Below are 16,476 nucleotides of genomic sequence, written 5' to 3'. Positions count from 1 at the left end.
CGATTCAGGCGTGGCCTGAAGAGTGTTGAAAGCGGGGCTTTGGCCGAATACATCGGCAAAGGGTCGCGAATCATACGCGCATGGCGCGCGTTGCGCATCAGAGGCTAGTCGATAAGTGCCGAGTCGGTGGTTTTTCCGCCGACCGGTGGTGCCCACCGGCTGTAGGAGCGAGCTTGCTCGCGAAAATCGTCAACGATAACGCGGGGAATCTGGTTGTCTGCGGTGCTCTTGGGTTTTTCGCGAGCAAGCTCGCTCCTACAAGGTGGGCGTCAGTCGTCGAGCTGGCGGCGCTCGGCCTCGATGGCTTCGGCCAGGGCACGGGCTTCGTCCTCTTCGTCGCTCAGCGGCGGCTGTTCGAGGGCGGCGACGGCGGCCAGGAGTTTTTCGCGGGCTTGGGCGACGCCGAGAATGTCTTCCTCAGGTTCCGCTTCGGGCTCTGGCTCGGCTTCAACATTCACCTGGCTTTCGGGCTCGGCCGCGCCATCACGCAGCAAGTCATCGAAGTCGGTCTTGATCCCCTGCTCCATGTCGTCCAGTTCCAGCAACAAGGTATGGAAACTGGTTTCGTCCTTCGGTTCTTCCGGCTCGGCCGTGGCATCGGCCAGTTCCTGCAGGCTCGCCGGGACCGGGGCGTCGTCGAAGTCGAGTTCCGGCTCGGTTTCCATCTCGCGCAATTCGGCCAAGGGCGGCAGGTCGTCGAGGTTTTTCAGGTTGAAGTGGTCGAGGAACACCTTGGTGGTGGCGAACATCGCCGGTTTGCCGGGCACGTCGCGGTAACCGACGATGCGAATCCACTCGCGCTCCAGCAACGTCTTGACGATATGGCTGTTGACCGCCACACCGCGCACGTCCTCGATTTCACCACGGGTGATCGGCTGGCGATAGGCGATCAGCGCCATGGTTTCCAGCATCGCCCGGGAATAACGTTGCGGGCGTTCTTCCCACAAGCGGCCGACCCATGGGGAAAACTTCTCACGTATCTGCAGGCGATAACCCGACGCCACTTCGCGCAGTTCAAAGGCGCGGCCGTCGCAGGACTTGCGCAGGATCTCCAGGGCTTTCTTGAAGACCGGCGGTTCAGGACGTTCGGCCTCTTCAAAGAGTTCGAACAGGCGCTCCAGGGATTGCGGCTTACCCGAGGCCAGAAGAAAGGCCTCCAGCAGCGGGGCCAGTTCGCGGGGTTCAGTCAGATTCATCGATTCAGCTCGTTATTCGGCTCGCGCCCGCACGTGGATAGCCGCAAAAGGCTCATTCTGGACCAGCTCGACCAAGGATTCCTTGACCAGCTCAAGGATCGCCATAAAGGTCACCACTACCCCCAGGCGCCCCTCTTCGGCGGTGAACAGCTCGACAAACGGCACAAAACCGCCGCCTTTGAGGCGTTCGAGCACATCGCTCATGCGCTCGCGGGTCGACAACGCCTCGCGGCTGACCTGGTGGTGTTCAAACATGTCGCCACGGCGCAGTACCTCGGCCATCGACATCAGCAACTCTTCCAGGCTCACGTCCGGCAACAGCTTGCGCGCCCGGGCTTCCGGGGCATCGAGCTTGGGCACCACCACATCGCGGCCCACGCGGCTGAGGCCGTCGATGCCTTCGGCGGCGGCCTTGAAGCGTTCGTACTCCTGCAGGCGTCGGATCAGTTCGGCGCGCGGGTCGTCCTCTTCGGCCTCGATCGTCTCCGAGCGCGGCAACAGCATGCGCGACTTGATCTCGGCGAGCATCGCGGCCATCACCAGGTACTCGGCGGCCAGTTCCAGGCGCACCGACTGCATCAGCTCGACATAGCCCATGTACTGGCGGGTGATTTCCGCCACCGGGATGTCGAGGATGTTGATGTTCTGCTTGCGAATCAGGTACAGCAGCAAGTCCAGCGGGCCTTCGAAGGCCTCGAGGAACACCTCCAGGGCATCCGGCGGGATGTACAGGTCCAGCGGCATTTCCATGACCGCCTGGCCATACACCATGGCAAACGGCAGTTCCTGCTGGGCGCCGGCCTGGCTGTCGACGGTTTCCACGGCCGACATTCAGGCCTCGGCCATAAACGGCGCGGGGTCGCCGCAGCCAACGCGGATCACTTCGGGGTCGCCGTCGGCCAGGTTGATCACGGTGGACGCCTTGCCACCGCCGAAACCACCGTCGATGATCAGGTCGACGTGTTTTTCCAACAGTTGGCGCATTTCGTAGGGGTCTTCCAGCGGTTCGGTGGCGCCGGGCATGATCAGCGACACGCTCATCAGCGGCTCGCCCAACTCGGCCAGCAGCGCCAGGGCAATCGGGTGTTCCGGCACGCGCAGGCCGATGGTGCGCTTCTTCGGATGCAGCAGCAGGCGCGGCACTTCGCGGGTGGCGTTGAGAATAAAGGTGTACGGCCCCGGCGTGTGGGCCTTGAGCAGGCGGAAGGTGCCGGTGTCGACCTTGGCGAACAGGCCCAGTTGGGACAGGTCGCTGCAGATCAGCGCGAAGTTGTGCTTGTCGTCCAACTGACGCAGGCGTCTGACACGCTCGACCGCGTTTTTGTCGCCGATCTGACAACCGATGGCGTAGGACGAATCCGTTGGATAGATCACCACGCCACCGGCGCGAATGATCTCCACAGCCTGCTTGATCAGGCGTGGCTGAGGGTTTTCCGGATGAATCTGGAAGAATTGACTCACGTGCTCTACCTGTTCAGACGGTGGCAATAATGGGGTCATGCTTGAATCGCCCCCACAAGAGCGGCAAGTCTTCCGGGACCGGGCGATATTCGCCGATCTCGGACCAGCCGCCTGGGCCATGAAAGTCACTGCCGGCGCTGACCAGCAGACCAAATTCGCGGGCAAGAATCGCCAGGCTGCCAACCTGTTCGGCGGGTTGATGCCCGTTGACCACTTCAATTGCGTGGCCGCCCGCACCAATATAGTCGCCAATCAGCTTGCGACGCTTGCTGCGGGTGAAATCGTAATGCCAGGGATGTGCAAGGCTGACCCAGGCCCCGGAGGCCCGCAGGGTCTCGACGGTGTCGTCCAAGGTCGGCCAGTGCTGCTTGACGTCGCCCAGCTTGCCGGCGCCCAGCCATTTGCGAAAGGCTTCGGCGCGGTCCCTGACAAACCCTTCGCGCACCATCCAATCGGCGAAATGCGGCCGGGCCGGTGCGTTGCCGCTGTCGCCCAGTTCCTGCTGGATGGCCCGGGCGCCGTCGAGGGCGTTGGACATGCCTTTGAGGCCGAGCTTGCGGCTTATTTCTTCGGAGCGCAGCCAGCGGCCATCGCGCAATTGGGCGATGGCCTCCACCAGCGGCGGAGCTTTCTGGTCGAAACCGTAGCCAAGCACATGAATGGTGGCGCCACCCCAGGTGCAGGACAATTCCACGCCGTTGACCAGTTGCATGCCCAGGGCCTGGGCGGCTTCGCGGGCTTCGTCGAGGCCTTCGAGGGTATCGTGGTCGGTCAACGACAGGACTCGCACGCCTTTTTCAAACGCACGCGCAACCAGCACCGCGGGCGCCAGGGCGCCATCGGAGGCCGTGCTGTGGCAGTGCAAATCAACATTCACGGAAGTGTGTAACCTCAAGTCAGGTGGCGCTTTCGCTACCAAGGATGTTTGTTATTATGCCGCCACATCCAGCTTCTGGCTCTTACTGTGAAACAATTCATCGACTTCATCCCGCTGTTGCTGTTTTTCATCGTTTACAAACTCGACCCCAGGGTCATCGATCTCGCCGGCCATGAACTGACCTTCGGAGGCATCTACAGCGCCACCGCCGTGCTGATCATCAGCTCCATCGTGGTCTACGGCGCCATCTTCATCTCCCAGCGCAAACTCGAAAAAAGCCAATGGCTGACCCTCGTCGCCTGCCTGGTCTTCGGCAGCCTGACCCTGGCCTTCCATAGCGAAACCTTCCTTAAATGGAAAGCCCCGGTGGTGAACTGGCTGTTCGCCCTGGCGTTTATCGGCAGCCACTTCGTTGGCGACCGCCTGCTGATCAAGCGGATCATGGGCCACGCCCTGACCCTGCCGGAGCCGGTATGGACGCGCCTGAACATGGCCTGGATCGTGTTTTTCCTGTTCTGCGGCGCCGCCAACCTGTTCGTGGCCTTCACCTTCCAGGACTACTGGGTCGACTTCAAGGTGTTCGGCAGCCTGGGCATGACCGTATTGTTCCTGGTCGGCCAAGGCATCTACCTGTCGCGCCACCTGCATGACACCGACCCCACTTCGCCGAAAACCGAGGACTGACATGCTCTACGCCATCATTGCCACCGACGTTGCCAACTCGCTGGAAAAACGCCTCTCCGCGCGCCCGGCCCACGTCGAGCGCCTGAAAGTACTGCAGGCCGAAGGCCGCATCGTGTTGGCCGGCCCGCTCCCGGCGATCGACAGCAACGACCCGGGCGACGCCGGTTTCACCGGTAGCCTGATCGTTGCCGAGTTCGCGTCCCTGGCCGATGCCCAGGCCTGGGCCAAGGCCGATCCGTATGTAGCGGCCGGCGTCTACGCGGACGTGGTGATCAAACCGTTCAAGCAAGTCCTGCCTTGACCCCGGTCGCGCCGAACCAATTCGGTTCGGCGCACTCCTAATTGCTCATTATTCTGGGTAACCTGCCGACAACGTTCTGAATATTCGTGTGGAATCAGGAGTTCCGATGCGCTTACGTCAGTTGTGTCTGTTGGCAGTGTTAATGATCGGGGCTACGGCCCACGCTGAAGAAACCTCAAGCACCGGCAGTTCTACGCCCCTGTCCTTGAGCGCCGGCAGCCAGATCACCGAATTGCAGCAACGCTTGAAAGAAAGCGAACGGCTGCGTGAAGAACTGAGCAAGCAACTGCAAACCACGGATGCTGCGCGTGACAGTGCCCAGTTGAGTCGCTTGCGCCAAGAGAACCAACGCCTGGCCCAGCAACTCAAAGAGGTACAGGGCGGCGGCTTGACCCGATGGCTGACCGAGCAGCAGCAGTGGTTTGTCACCGGCGCGGCCGTCGCGCTGATCGCCTTGCTGTGCGGGATCTTCGCCAGCGGTGGGCACCGTCGCCGTCGACAATGGCTAAATTGAGTGAGTCATGAGCGAGCTGTTACTGATAGATGATGACCAGGAGCTCTGTGAGCTGCTGACCAGTTGGTTGGGCCAGGAAGGCTTCCAGGTGCGCGCCTGCCACGACGGTTTGAGCGCCCGCAAAGCCTTGGCCGACAGCGCCCCGGCGGCCGTGGTGCTCGACGTGATGTTGCCCGACGGCAGCGGCCTGGAGCTGCTCAAGCAATTGCGCAACGACCATCCGGAGTTGCCGGTGCTGATGCTGTCGGCCCGGGGCGAGCCGCTGGACCGCATCCTCGGCCTGGAACTGGGCGCCGACGATTACCTGGCCAAGCCCTGCGACCCGCGGGAACTGACTGCCCGCCTGCGCGCGGTGCTGCGCCGCAGCCACCCGGCTGCCGTGTCGACCCAGCTGGAACTGGGCGACCTGTGCTTCAGCCCGGTGCGCGGCGTGGTCAGCATCGACAATCAGGAATTCACCCTCACCGTCTCCGAAAGCCGCCTGCTCGAAGCCTTGCTGCGCCAGCCCGGCGAACCGCTGGATAAACAGGAACTGGCGCAGATCGCCCTCGGCCGCAAGTTGACCCTCTACGATCGCAGCCTCGACATGCACGTCAGCAATCTGCGCAAGAAGATCGGCCCGCACCCGGATGGCCGGCCACGGATCGTGGCGCTGCGCAGCCGCGGCTACTACTACAGCCTCTGAACCCCGCGCCACACTGATCCCACCGTTGATCTGCTCGTTCCCAAGGGTTTTGTCAGGCGCCGCCAAAACCCTCTTTACCCAAGCTTTACCCACACCTGACCGCCGCTGACCTTGATCTCCGTAATCTACTCACATCCGGACTCACCGGAATAGAGACAGGAGAATCACCATGCGCAAGACCCTAATCGCTCTGATGTTCGCCGCTGCCCTGCCCACCGTTGCCATGGCGGCAATGCCCGAAGGCCCAGGCCCGATGGGCGGCCCAGAAGGCCACATGATGATGGGTGGCCCGGGCCACGGCGGTGAACACGGTCCGCGTGGCAAAGGTGGCCCACTCAGCCAGCTGGACTTGAGCAAGGAACAGCGCGAGCAAATTGGCAAGCTGATGGGTGACCAATGGCAGGCTCGCAAAGACCTGGTCAAAAAGTACCTGGACAAACTCCCGGCTGCTGAGCAGAAAGCCATGCAAGATGAAATCGCCGCCGGCAAGCAGAAAACCCAGGCCGATATCCGTGCCGTACTCAAGCCTGACCAGCAGAAGAAATTCGACGAGATCGTCAAGAAACAGGAACAACGCCGCGCCGAATGGAAGGAATTCCAGGCCTGGAAAGCGCAGCAGCCGCAAAAAGCGCAATAATGCGTTAGCTTCACTGCCCCAGCCCAGCGGTTCGCGCCGCTGGGCTTTTCCTGTTTGAGGGTTTCCTGTGCGTTCATTGTTCTGGCGCATCCTGGCCAGTTTCTGGCTGGCTATCGCCTTGGTTGCCGGGCTGTCGATCCTGCTTGGGCATATGCTCAACCAGGACGCCTGGATTCTCAGCCGCCACCCCGGCCTCAATAACCTGGCCGAAGAGTGGACCCAACTCTACGAAGCCCAGGGCGAGGACGCCGCCCAAGACTTGCTGCAACAGCGCAAGCGTCAGTATCACATTGACGTGCAAGTACTCAACGAAAGCGGCGAGCCCGTGGTCCGCGGCACCTTTCCGCGCCGCGCCGCCGCCTTCGAAGCCCGGCAGAACGACAGCAAGGACGGCCACCTGCCCTGGCGGCGCCTGACCGCCGAGTACACCAGCGAAAAGACCGGCGACACCTACCTGCTGATCTATCGCATCCCCCACCCGGAGCTGGACGCCTGGCACCGCAGCAGCCTGATGTGGCCGTTGAGCGCATTGGCGATTGCCCTGGTGGTGCTGACCCTGTTCAGCCTGCTGGTGACGCTGTCCATCACCCGCCCCTTAAGCCGCCTGCGTGGCGCGGTACACGACCTCGGCCAGGCCACCTACCAGCAGAACAGCCTGGCGCAACTGGCCAACCGCCGCGATGAGTTCGGCGTACTCGCCACCGACTTCAACCGCATGGGCGCACGCTTGCAGAGCCTGATCGGCAGCCAGCGCCAGCTGCTGCGAGACGTGTCCCACGAACTGCGCTCGCCCCTGGCCCGCCTGCGTATCGCCCTGGCCCTGGCCGAGCGGGCCGGCCCCGAGGAACGGGAAAGACTCTGGCCGCGCCTGACCCGCGAGTGCGACCGCCTGGAAGCACTGATCAGCGAAATCCTGGTGCTGGCCCGGGTCGATGCCGACAACGCCAGTGCCGAAGACGTCGACCTCATCCCGCTGCTCAAGACCCTGCAAAAGGACGCCCAACTCAGCGCGCCAGACCAAGTGGTGCAACTGAGCGCCGATCCCGACCTGCGCCTCAAAGGCTGGCCGACCATGATCGAACGCGCCGTGGATAACCTGTTGCGCAATGCCCAGCGCTTCAACCCGCCCGGCCAACCGATCGAGTTGCAGGCGCGCCGCCTGGGCGAACGCATTCTGATCAGCGTGCGCGACCACGGCCCCGGCGTCGAAGCCGAGCACCTGAGCCAACTGGGCGAGCCGTTCTACCGCGCCCCCGGCCAAACGGCGCAGGGCCACGGCCTGGGTCTGGCGATTGCACGGCGCGCAGCGGAACGGCATGGCGGCAACCTGATCCTGGCCAATCATCCCGACGGCGGTTTCAGCGCCAGCATCGACCTGCCATTGACGCCGGGGGTTGTCACACCGGTGTGATGATCTTCTATAGTGGCCCTTCTCTTATGGAGGGCCTTCGATGACTGACCTGCTGACTCCCATCCAAGCCGCACTCGATCTACCGCGCACCCCGCTGACCTCGACCGGGGCCGGCGCCCTGCCGTCGATCTTCGCCGTGAGCGACCTGGCCTGCGCCAGCATCGGCGCCGCCGGCCAGGCGGTTGCCCAACTCATCCTGCAACAGACCGGACGCTTGCCCAGCGTCAGCGTGGACCGACGCCTCGCGTCTTTCTGGTTCTCTTCTTCGATCCGCCCCACAGGCTGGCAAGTACCGCCACTGTGGGACCCGGTGGCCGGCGACTATGCCAGCGCCGACGGCTGGATTCGCTTGCACACCAACGCGCCCCATCACCGTGCGGCTGCCGAGCGGGTGCTGGGCCACGTCGCTGACCGTGCCGAGATGGCGAGCAAGGTCGTCGCGTGGAACGCTGCCGAGCTGGAGCAGGCGATTGTCGATGCCGGCGGTTGTGCCGCGCAGATGCGGTCGTGGCAGGCCTGGCAGCAACATCCCCAAGGCTTGGCGGTGAATGCCGAGCACCTGGTTCAGCGCCAAACTTTTGAACCCGCCGCCAACAGGCCCTGGCGCGGCTCGGCGGCCCGCCCGCTGGCCGGCCTCAAAGTGCTGGACCTGACCCGCGTGCTGGCCGGCCCCGTGGCCAGTCGTTTTCTCGCCGGGCTGGGCGCGGACGTGCTGCGCATCGACTCGCCGACCTGGAACGAGCCGGGCGTAGTGCCGGAAATGACCCTGGGCAAACGCTGTGCGCGCCTGGACCTGAAAACCGCCGCAGACCGCCAGGTTTTCGAAGGGTTGCTCAAAGACACCGACATCCTGTTCCACGGTTACCGCGCCGATGCCCTCGAGCAATTGGGCTACACCGCCAGCGCATTGCAACAGCTCGCCCCCGGCCTGATCGACGTGAGCCTCAACGCCTATGGCTGGAGCGGCCCGTGGCGTAACCGCCGGGGCTTCGACAGCCTGGTGCAGATGAGCTGCGGCATCGCCGACGCGGGCATGGCCTGGAAACACACGAATGAACCTGTGCCGCTACCGTTGCAGGCGCTGGATCACGCCACCGGCTACTTGATGGCGGCCAGCGCGATCCTGGCCCTGCGCGAGCGCTTGGAGTCCGGCCGTGGCGGCTCGGCGCGATTATCGTTGGCGCGCACGGCAAAATGCTTGATGGAGGCCGGGCCGGTTCCGGAGCAACCGGCATTGCGGGCCGAAGCCCTCGAAGACCAGGGGCTGGTGGTGGAGCAAACCGCCTGGGGACCGGCGCACCGATTGCTCGCGCCGCTGACCATCAGCGGCACACCGTTGCAGTGGGATTTGCCGGCAGGGGAATTGGGGTCGCACCGGCCTCGCTGGTGACCTGAGACCGCCATCGCGGGCGTGCCCGCGATGAGGCCCACACGATCAAGCCACCCAGCTCATAACGACAACACCCCGCTATACAGCCCATACGCCGCCAACCCCGCGCCCGCAATCACACAGGCGAAAATGCCTTTTTCCACATGGGTAAACAACGGCAGGCCCTGCTCGCGCTTGGCCAGGGCAAACAGCACCACGCCCGGCGCATACAGCAACGCCGACAGCAGCAAGTACTTCAGGCCCCCGGCGTACAGCAGCCACACCGCGTAGCCCAATGCAATCAGGCCCACCAGCAGATCTTTCAGACGCTGGCGCTGGGCGCCTTCGTAGGTTTCCCCGCGCCCGCTCAACAACACCGCGTAGGCCGCCGACCACAGGTAAGGCACCAGGATCATGGATGAAGCCAGGTAAATCAGGGTGGTGTAGGTGCTTTCGGAAAACAGCGTGATCACCAGGAATATCTGGATCATCACATTGGTCAGCCACAGCGCATTGACCGGCACCTGATTGGCGTTTTCCTTTTTCAGGAAGGCCGGCATGGTCTTGTCATGGGCCGTGGCGTAGAGGATTTCCGCGCAGAGCAGCGCCCATGACAACAACGCGCCCAGCAGCGATACCGCCAAACCGATGCTGATCAGCAGCGCGCCCCAGGGACCGACGATGTGCTCCAGCACGCCGGCCAGGGACGGGTTCTGCAATTGCGCCAGTTCCGCCTGGCTCATGATCCCCAGGGACAGCAGATTCACCAGCACCAGCAACGCCAGCACACCGAGAAACCCGATCACCGTGGCCCGGCCCACGTCCGAGCGCTTCTGCGCCCGCGCCGAGTACACGCTGGCGCCCTCAATGCCGATGAACACGAACACCGTGACCAGCATCATGTTGCGCACCTGATTCATCACACTGCCGAAATGCGGCTTGCCCAGGCCCCAGATGTCGGCGGTGAAGACATCGGCCTTGAACGCCACGCCGGCGATGACCACGAACATCAGCAGCGGCACGAGCTTGGCCACGGTGGTGATCTGGTTGATGAACGCCGCCTCCTTGATCCCGCGCATCACCAGAAAATGCACGGCCCACAGCAACACCGAGGCGCAGCCGATGGCCACTGGCGTATTGCCTTCGCCGAATACCGGAAAAAAATAGCCAAGGGTGCTGAACAGCAACACGAAGTAACCGACGTTGCCCATCCACGCACTGATCCAGTAACCCCAGGCAGACGAGAAGCCCATGTAGTCGCCAAAACCGGCCTTGGCGTAGGCATACACCCCGGAATCCAGCTCGGGCTTGCGGTTAGCCAGGGTCTGGAACACAAATGCCAGGGTCAGCATGCCCACGGCGGTGATCGCCCAGCCGATCAATACCGCGCCGACTTCCGCGCGCGCGGCCATGTTTTGTGGCAGGGAAAAAATCCCGCCGCCGATCATGGAGCCCACCACCAGGGCGATCAAGGCGCTGAGTCGAAGCTTTTCAGACGATTGCGACATGAATTCTCCAGAATTAAAAGAACCACCGTGTACTCAACTAATTTACGCAGGCGCGTTAGCGTTTATCAGATATCGCGAATAAAACGCAGGCTCTAATAACCCAAAGGCATGTCAAAAAATAGAGTTTAGTCAAATTTATAAATTAAATAAGTATTGAACTTTAAGGTTTTGAGCGTCTTGCCAAGCCGGCCCGGAAAAAGTTTGCACATTCACCAAAAGGGACTAGCTTGAAACGTCCCGGCAATCAGGAAACCTTAACAATAAAAAAGCGCATAGAGGCTCTATGACGAGCGTCTTGGCGGCACTATCGCGCGCACGGCATTTTCACTCTAAGTCATTAATTCACAATGGAATGTGCCAATGATGTGATCTAAGTCAGCTGTTTGATTAGCGCACGGAATTATTCTGTGGTCTCTCTTCTCCTGCATTGGAGTCATACAATGTCTGAATCTGCCGGAAAACTTCGACTTGGCGCACTGGTTGCACTTGTCGTGGGTTCAATGATTGGCGGCGGGATCTTCTCTCTGCCGCAAAACATGGCGGCCAGCGCCGATGTCGGCGCCGTCCTGATTGGCTGGGTGATTACGGCTGTAGGCATGTTGACCCTGGCGTTTGTGTTCCAGACCCTGGCTAACCGCAAACCCGATCTCGACGGCGGCGTATATGCCTACGCCAAGGCCGGCTTCGGCGACTACATGGGCTTCTCGTCCGCCTGGGGTTACTGGATCAGCGCCTGGCTGGGCAACGTCGGCTACTTCGTGCTCTTGTTCAGCACCCTCGGCTACTTCTTCCCGATCTTTGGCGAGGGCAACACCCCGGCCGCGGTGATTGGCGCTTCGGTGCTGCTGTGGGCCGTGCATTTCCTGGTATTGCGCGGGATCAAGGAAGCGGCGTTCATCAACCTGGTGACCACCGTCGCCAAGGTCGTGCCGCTGGTGCTGTTCGTGCTGATCGCTGTATTCGCGTTCAAGCTGGACATCTTCACCGCTGACATCTGGGGCCTGAAAAACCCGGACCTGGGCAGCGTGATGAACCAAGTGCGCAACATGATGCTGGTCACCGTGTGGGTGTTCATCGGCATCGAAGGCGCAAGCATCTTCTCGGCGCGGGCCGAAAAACGCAGCGACGTGGGCAAGGCCACTGTGATCGGCTTTATCACCGTGTTGCTGTTCCTGATGCTGGTCAACGTGCTGTCCCTGGGCATCATGACCCAACCGGAACTGGCCAAGCTGCAGAACCCGTCGATGGCGGCCGTGCTGGAGCACGTCGTGGGCCACTGGGGCGCCGTGTTGATCAGCGTCGGCCTGGTCATCTCGCTGCTCGGCGCGCTGCTGTCGTGGGTGCTGCTGTGTGCGGAGATCATGTTCGCCGCCGCCAAGGACCACACCATGCCGGAGTTCCTGCGCCGCGAGAACGCCAACCACGTGCCGGCCAATGCCCTGTGGCTGACCAACGCTCTGGTCCAGGTGTTCCTGGTGATTACCCTGTTTTCCGCCAGCACGTACCTGTCGCTGATCTACCTCGCCACCTCGATGATCCTGGTGCCTTACCTGTGGTCGGCAGCTTATGCGCTGCTGCTGGCGGTACGTGGCGAGACCTACGAAAACGCCCCGGCCGAGCGCAGAAAGGACCTGATCATCGGCGCGATCGCGCTGATCTATGCGGTCTGGCTGCTCTACGCCGGCGGTACCAAATACCTGCTGCTCTCCGCCCTGCTCTATGCCCCTGGCGCGATCCTGTTCGCCAAGGCCAAGCATGAACTGGGCAAACCGATTTTCACCAACGTCGAGAAGCTGATTTTCGCTGCGGTGGTCGTTGGCGCCCTGGTGGCTGCCTATGGCCTCTACGCCGGCTTCCTGACTATGTAATTGTTGCTCACTGGAGGATCTGTAATGACCACGGAAAAAGTGAAGTACGGCGTACATTCCGAAGCCGGCAAACTGCGTAAAGTCATGGTGTGCTCCCCAGGTTTGGCCCACCAGCGGCTGACCCCCAACAACTGCGACGAACTGCTGTTCGATGATGTGCTGTGGGTGGCCCAGGCCAAGCGCGACCATTTCGACTTTGTCACCAAGATGCGCGAACGGGACATCGATGTGCTGGAAATGCACAACCTGTTGACCGATATCGTCGCCATCCCCGAAGCCCTGGACTGGATTCTGGAACGCAAGATCACCGCCAACCAGGTCGGCCTCGGCCTGATCAACGAAGTCGGCTCGTGGCTGCGCAGCCTGGAGCCGCGCAAAATCGCCGAGTTCCTGATCGGCGGCGTGTCGGCCGATGACCTGCCGGACAGCTTCGGTGGCAAGACCATCGAGATGTTCCGCGATTTCCTCGGCCACTCCAGCTTCATCCTGCCGCCGCTGCCGAACACCCAGTTCACCCGCGACACCACCTGCTGGATCTTTGGCGGCGTGACGCTGAACCCGATGTACTGGCCGGCGCGACGCCAGGAAACCCTGCTGGCCAGCGCCATCTACAAATTCCACCCCGAGTTCACCAACGCCGACTTCCAGATCTGGTACGGCGACCCGGACCAGGACCATGGCAACGCCACCCTCGAAGGCGGCGACGTCATGCCGCTCGGCAACGGCGTGGTGTTGATCGGCATGGGCGAGCGTTCGTCGCGCCAGGCCATCGGCCAACTGGCGCTGAACCTGTTCAAGCACAAAGCCGTCGAGCGCGTCATCGTCGCCGGCCTGCCGAAATCCCGCGCGGCGATGCACTTGGATACCGTGTTCAGCTTCTGCGACCGCGACCTGGTCACCATCTTCCCCGAAGTGGTCAGCCAGATCGTCGCCTTCAGCCTGCGCCCGGACGACAGCAAGCCCGGTGGCATCGATGTGCGCCGTGAAGACGCAAGCTTCCTCGATGTGGTCGCCACCGCCCTCAAGCTCAAAACCCTGCGTGTGGTCGAAACCGGCGGCAACAGCTTCGCCGCCGAGCGCGAGCAGTGGGATGACGGCAACAACGTCGTGGCCCTGGAGCCTGGCGTGGTGATCGGCTACGACCGCAACACCTACACCAACACCCTGCTGCGCAAGTCCGGCGTGGAAGTCATCACCATCAGTGCCGGTGAACTCGGCCGTGGCCGTGGCGGCGGCCACTGCATGACCTGCCCGATCATCCGCGACCCTATCGACTATTAATTTCCAGGCCTTGGCCGCCGCCCACAAGGCGTCGGCCAAGGGGATAACCTGAACACAAGGAGATCCACCATGGCTTTCAACATGCGCAACCGCAGCCTGCTGTCGCTGATGCACCACACCAATCGCGAGCTGCACTACCTGCTGGACCTGTCCCGCGACCTCAAACGCGCCAAATACACCGGCACCGAGCGCGCGCACCTCAAGGGCAAGAACATCGCGCTGATCTTCGAAAAAACCTCGACCCGCACCCGCTGCGCCTTCGAAGTCGCGGCCCACGACCAGGGTGCCCACGTCACCTACATCGACCCGGTGTCGTCGCAGATCGGCCACAAAGAAAGCATGAAAGACACCGCCCGCGTCCTCGGTCGGATGTTCGATGCCATTGAATACCGTGGCTTCGAGCAGGAAATCGTCGAAGAACTGGCCAAGTTCGCCGGTGTGCCGGTGTTCAACGGCCTGACCGCCGAATTCCACCCGACCCAAATGATCGCCGACACCCTGACCATGCGCGAACACAGCGACAAGCCGCTGCATGACATCAGCTACGCCTACCTGGGCGACGCACGCTACAACATGGGCAACTCGCTGCTGATGATCGGCGCCAAGCTGGGCATGGACGTGCGTATCGGCGCGCCGAAAGCCCTGTGGCCCCACGAAGACTTCATCAAACAGTGCCAGGCCTTTGCCGAAGAAAGCGGCGCGCGCATCACCATCACCGAAGACCCTCTTGAAGCGGTGAAGGGCGTGGACTTCATCCACACCGATATCTGGGTGTCCATGGGTGAACCAGTGGAAGCGTGGGACGAGCGTATCGAGCAACTGCTGCCGTACCAGGTCAACGCCAAGATGATGAAAGCCTCGGGCAACCCCCGGGTGAAGTTCATGCACTGTCTGCCGGCGTTCCATAACAGCGAAACCAAGGTCGGCAAGGACATCGCCACGCGTTATCCGAACCTGGCCAATGGCGTGGAAGTGACCGAAGAGGTGTTTGAATCCCCGGCCAACATTGCCTTTGAACAGGCGGAAAACCGCATGCATACCATCAAGGCGATCCTGGTGTCGGCGTTGGCGGATATCTGATTTCGACACAACGTCTACTGTAGGAACACGGTCAAAATGTGGGAGGGGCGGTGCGACGATTCGACTTGCCCCCGATAGCGGTGTATCAGTCGACACAAGTATTGAATGTTAGCCCGCCATCGGGAGCACGCTCCCTCCCACACTTAGTCCTGTGTTCACACGCTGAACTCTAGAAGGATTGCATTATGCGTATCGTCGTTGCACTGGGCGGTAACGCCCTGCTCCGCCGTGGTGAACCCATGACAGCGGACAACCAACGCGCCAATATCCGAATCGCTACCGAACAGATCGCCAAAATCCATTCCGGCAACGAACTGGTGATCGCCCACGGCAATGGCCCGCAAGTCGGCCTGCTGTCGTTGCAGGCAGCGGCCTACACCAGCGTCTCGCCGTACCCGCTGGACGTGCTCGGTGCCGAAACCGAAGGCATGATCGGTTACATCATCGAACAGGAACTGGGCAACCTGCTGGACTTCGAAGTCCCGTTTGCCACCCTGCTCACCCAGGTCGAAGTGGACGCCAACGACCCGGCCTTCAAAAAACCCAGCAAACCGATCGGCCCGGTGTACTCCCAGGCCGAAGCCGAGAAACTCGCCGCGGAGAAAGGCTGGACCATTGCCCCGGATGGCGATAAATACCGCCGCGTGGTGGCCAGCCCGCGGCCGAAACGCATCTTTGAAATTCGCCCGATCCAATGGCTGCTGGAGAAAGGCAGCATCGTGATCTGCGCCGGCGGTGGCGGTATCCCGACGATGTATGGCGAAGACGGCAAACTGCGCGGCATTGAAGCAGTCATCGACAAAGACCTGTGCTCATCGCTGCTGGCTTCGCAACTGGAAGCCGATTTGCTGGTGATCGCCACCGACGTCAACGCGGCGTTTATCGACTACGGCAAACCCACCCAGAAGGCTATCAGCCAGGCCCACCCGGACGACATGGAAAAACTCGGTTTCGCCGCCGGTTCCATGGGGCCCAAGGTCCAAGCGGCCTGCGAGTTCGCCCGCCAGACTGGCAAAACCGCGGTGATCGGTTCACTCTCGGACATCGAAGCCATCGTCCAGGGCACCGCCGGCACCCGTGTCAGCACAGCGACCCCTGGCATCCGTTATCTGTGAAGTTGAGGAGAAACGCCTATGGCTACCTTTGCACCCGGGCACTTGCACATCGAACGTCACGCGCTGCACGACGGCGACTACAGCTACAACCTGTGCATCGACTATGAAATCAGCCAGCATCCCAAGGAAGGCCAGGGGATGCTGTTCACCCTGCATGGGTCGGTGCAGGGCAAGGACCTCAAGGAAGAATTCTTCCTGCCCAAGGACCAGGCCTTCGACTTTGCCCGGCACGCGATGAATATCGCGCAGAAGTACGGGATGCCGAAGAGCGCGACACTCAATGGCGAGATGCACAAGCAGTACGACTCGATGTTCGAAGATGTGCGGCATCAGTTGAATGTGAAGCCCGGCGACCCCGTCAAACCCGAACACCTCGCATAACTCGGTCCAAATGTGGGAGGGGCAAGTCGAATCGTCGCACCGCCCCTCCCCCATTTTTGATCTCCCCCCCTGTCTGGCATACTTGCCGCCTCTCGCTCCCCAGAATTG

The 16,476-nt window shown here is 61.9% G+C and carries 17 protein-coding genes; 12 read left to right on the top strand and 5 right to left on the bottom strand.

Going from position 1 to position 16,476, the window contains the following annotated elements; translation table 11 throughout:
* Nucleotides 1–269: 269 nt before the first annotated feature.
* The 4 genes from scpB to NR164_RS15005 form a co-directional block, all read right to left on the bottom strand.
* Nucleotides 270–1,196, bottom strand: a complete 927-nt coding sequence (scpB, locus tag NR164_RS15020) for an SMC-Scp complex subunit ScpB (RefSeq protein WP_079444579.1) — start codon at nucleotides 1,194–1,196, stop codon at nucleotides 270–272.
* Between the two features lie 12 nt (nucleotides 1,197–1,208).
* Nucleotides 1,209–1,907, bottom strand: coding sequence for a ScpA family protein (locus NR164_RS15015; RefSeq protein WP_169850570.1), 699 nt, complete (start codon nucleotides 1,905–1,907; stop codon nucleotides 1,209–1,211).
* Nucleotides 1,908–2,027: 120 nt separating this feature from the next.
* Nucleotides 2,028–2,657, bottom strand: a complete 630-nt coding sequence (locus NR164_RS15010) for an L-threonylcarbamoyladenylate synthase (protein WP_017847159.1) — start codon at nucleotides 2,655–2,657, stop codon at nucleotides 2,028–2,030.
* A 13-nt stretch (nucleotides 2,658–2,670) separates the two neighbouring features.
* Nucleotides 2,671–3,534 (bottom strand): PHP domain-containing protein, encoded by an 864-nt coding sequence (locus NR164_RS15005; RefSeq protein WP_046382274.1) that lies wholly within the window; start codon nucleotides 3,532–3,534, stop codon nucleotides 2,671–2,673.
* Between the two features lie 87 nt (nucleotides 3,535–3,621).
* Here NR164_RS15005 and NR164_RS15000 point away from each other — a divergent pair, with 87 nt between their 5' ends.
* The 7 genes from NR164_RS15000 (at nucleotide 3,622) to NR164_RS14970 (ending at nucleotide 9,156) form a co-directional block, all read left to right on the top strand.
* A complete protein-coding gene (locus tag NR164_RS15000) occupies nucleotides 3,622–4,218 on the top strand; it encodes a septation protein A (protein WP_046382273.1) in 597 nt (198 codons plus the stop codon).
* A 1-nt stretch (nucleotide 4,219) separates the two neighbouring features.
* Nucleotides 4,220–4,519, top strand: a complete 300-nt coding sequence (locus tag NR164_RS14995; protein ID WP_046382272.1) for a YciI family protein — start codon at nucleotides 4,220–4,222, stop codon at nucleotides 4,517–4,519.
* 106 nt (nucleotides 4,520–4,625) lie between these two features.
* Nucleotides 4,626–5,033 (top strand): hypothetical protein, encoded by a 408-nt coding sequence (locus tag NR164_RS14990; protein ID WP_057004520.1) that lies wholly within the window; start codon nucleotides 4,626–4,628, stop codon nucleotides 5,031–5,033.
* Nucleotides 5,034–5,040: 7 nt separating this feature from the next.
* The gene (locus tag NR164_RS14985; protein WP_046382270.1) at nucleotides 5,041–5,718 is read left to right on the top strand and encodes a response regulator transcription factor; all 678 of its coding nucleotides are present in this window, start codon (nucleotides 5,041–5,043) and stop codon (nucleotides 5,716–5,718) included.
* Nucleotides 5,719–5,887: 169 nt separating this feature from the next.
* Entirely contained in the window at nucleotides 5,888–6,355 is a 468-nt protein-coding gene (locus tag NR164_RS14980; RefSeq protein ID WP_046382269.1) for an LTXXQ domain protein, read from the top strand.
* A gap of 67 nt (nucleotides 6,356–6,422) precedes the next feature.
* Nucleotides 6,423–7,766, top strand: coding sequence for a HAMP domain-containing sensor histidine kinase (locus NR164_RS14975; RefSeq protein WP_057004521.1), 1,344 nt, complete (start codon nucleotides 6,423–6,425; stop codon nucleotides 7,764–7,766).
* Nucleotides 7,767–7,806: 40 nt separating this feature from the next.
* A complete protein-coding gene (locus tag NR164_RS14970) occupies nucleotides 7,807–9,156 on the top strand; it encodes a CoA transferase (protein ID WP_256822905.1) in 1,350 nt (449 codons plus the stop codon).
* A gap of 59 nt (nucleotides 9,157–9,215) precedes the next feature.
* Here NR164_RS14970 and arcD (NR164_RS14965) read toward each other — a convergent pair whose 3' ends face one another.
* Nucleotides 9,216–10,643, bottom strand: a complete 1,428-nt coding sequence (arcD, locus tag NR164_RS14965) for an arginine-ornithine antiporter (RefSeq protein ID WP_046382266.1) — start codon at nucleotides 10,641–10,643, stop codon at nucleotides 9,216–9,218.
* Between the two features lie 440 nt (nucleotides 10,644–11,083).
* On the opposite strand from arcD (NR164_RS14965), the gene arcD (NR164_RS14960) reads away from it, so the two are divergent.
* From arcD (NR164_RS14960) to NR164_RS14940, 5 genes are all read left to right on the top strand, one after another.
* Complete coding sequence (gene arcD, locus NR164_RS14960) at nucleotides 11,084–12,511, top strand: arginine-ornithine antiporter (protein WP_026140052.1); 1,428 nt, start codon at nucleotides 11,084–11,086, stop codon at nucleotides 12,509–12,511.
* A gap of 24 nt (nucleotides 12,512–12,535) precedes the next feature.
* Complete coding sequence (gene arcA, locus NR164_RS14955; protein WP_017847148.1) at nucleotides 12,536–13,792, top strand: arginine deiminase; 1,257 nt, start codon at nucleotides 12,536–12,538, stop codon at nucleotides 13,790–13,792.
* Nucleotides 13,793–13,861: 69 nt separating this feature from the next.
* A complete protein-coding gene (locus NR164_RS14950) occupies nucleotides 13,862–14,872 on the top strand; it encodes an ornithine carbamoyltransferase (protein WP_017847147.1) in 1,011 nt (336 codons plus the stop codon).
* A 185-nt stretch (nucleotides 14,873–15,057) separates the two neighbouring features.
* Nucleotides 15,058–15,987: a carbamate kinase gene (gene arcC, locus NR164_RS14945; RefSeq protein WP_017847146.1), complete on the top strand. Its 930-nt coding sequence runs from the start codon at nucleotides 15,058–15,060 to the stop codon at nucleotides 15,985–15,987.
* Between the two features lie 18 nt (nucleotides 15,988–16,005).
* Entirely contained in the window at nucleotides 16,006–16,368 is a 363-nt protein-coding gene (locus tag NR164_RS14940; protein WP_079444584.1) for a DUF5064 family protein, read from the top strand.
* Nucleotides 16,369–16,476 lie beyond the last annotated feature (108 nt).

Source organism: Pseudomonas sp. Pse79, from assembly GCF_024519615.1.
Classification (GTDB): domain Bacteria; phylum Pseudomonadota; class Gammaproteobacteria; order Pseudomonadales; family Pseudomonadaceae; genus Aquipseudomonas; species Aquipseudomonas veronii.
Note: the sequence above shows the minus strand (reverse complement) of the source record. Positions and strands in the feature narration are given on the sequence as shown.

What these genes read in the sequence shown, in the direction of transcription:
- arcD (WP_026140052.1), top strand. Translation starts at nt 11,084, where the DNA reads ATGTCTGAATCTGCCGGAAAACTTCGACTTGGCGCACTGGTTGCACTT.
- NR164_RS14950 (WP_017847147.1), top strand. Translation starts at nt 13,862, where the DNA reads ATGGCTTTCAACATGCGCAACCGCAGCCTGCTGTCGCTGATGCACCAC.
- NR164_RS14995 (WP_046382272.1), top strand. Translation starts at nt 4,220, where the DNA reads ATGCTCTACGCCATCATTGCCACCGACGTTGCCAACTCGCTGGAAAAA.
- arcA (WP_017847148.1), top strand. Translation starts at nt 12,536, where the DNA reads ATGACCACGGAAAAAGTGAAGTACGGCGTACATTCCGAAGCCGGCAAA.
- scpB (WP_079444579.1), bottom strand. Translation starts at nt 1,196, where the DNA reads ATGAATCTGACTGAACCCCGCGAACTGGCCCCGCTGCTGGAGGCCTTT.
- NR164_RS14940 (WP_079444584.1), top strand. Translation starts at nt 16,006, where the DNA reads ATGGCTACCTTTGCACCCGGGCACTTGCACATCGAACGTCACGCGCTG.
- NR164_RS14990 (WP_057004520.1), top strand. Translation starts at nt 4,626, where the DNA reads ATGCGCTTACGTCAGTTGTGTCTGTTGGCAGTGTTAATGATCGGGGCT.
- NR164_RS14980 (WP_046382269.1), top strand. Translation starts at nt 5,888, where the DNA reads ATGCGCAAGACCCTAATCGCTCTGATGTTCGCCGCTGCCCTGCCCACC.
- arcD (WP_046382266.1), bottom strand. Translation starts at nt 10,643, where the DNA reads ATGTCGCAATCGTCTGAAAAGCTTCGACTCAGCGCCTTGATCGCCCTG.
- NR164_RS14970 (WP_256822905.1), top strand. Translation starts at nt 7,807, where the DNA reads ATGACTGACCTGCTGACTCCCATCCAAGCCGCACTCGATCTACCGCGC.
- NR164_RS14985 (WP_046382270.1), top strand. Translation starts at nt 5,041, where the DNA reads ATGAGCGAGCTGTTACTGATAGATGATGACCAGGAGCTCTGTGAGCTG.
- arcC (WP_017847146.1), top strand. Translation starts at nt 15,058, where the DNA reads ATGCGTATCGTCGTTGCACTGGGCGGTAACGCCCTGCTCCGCCGTGGT.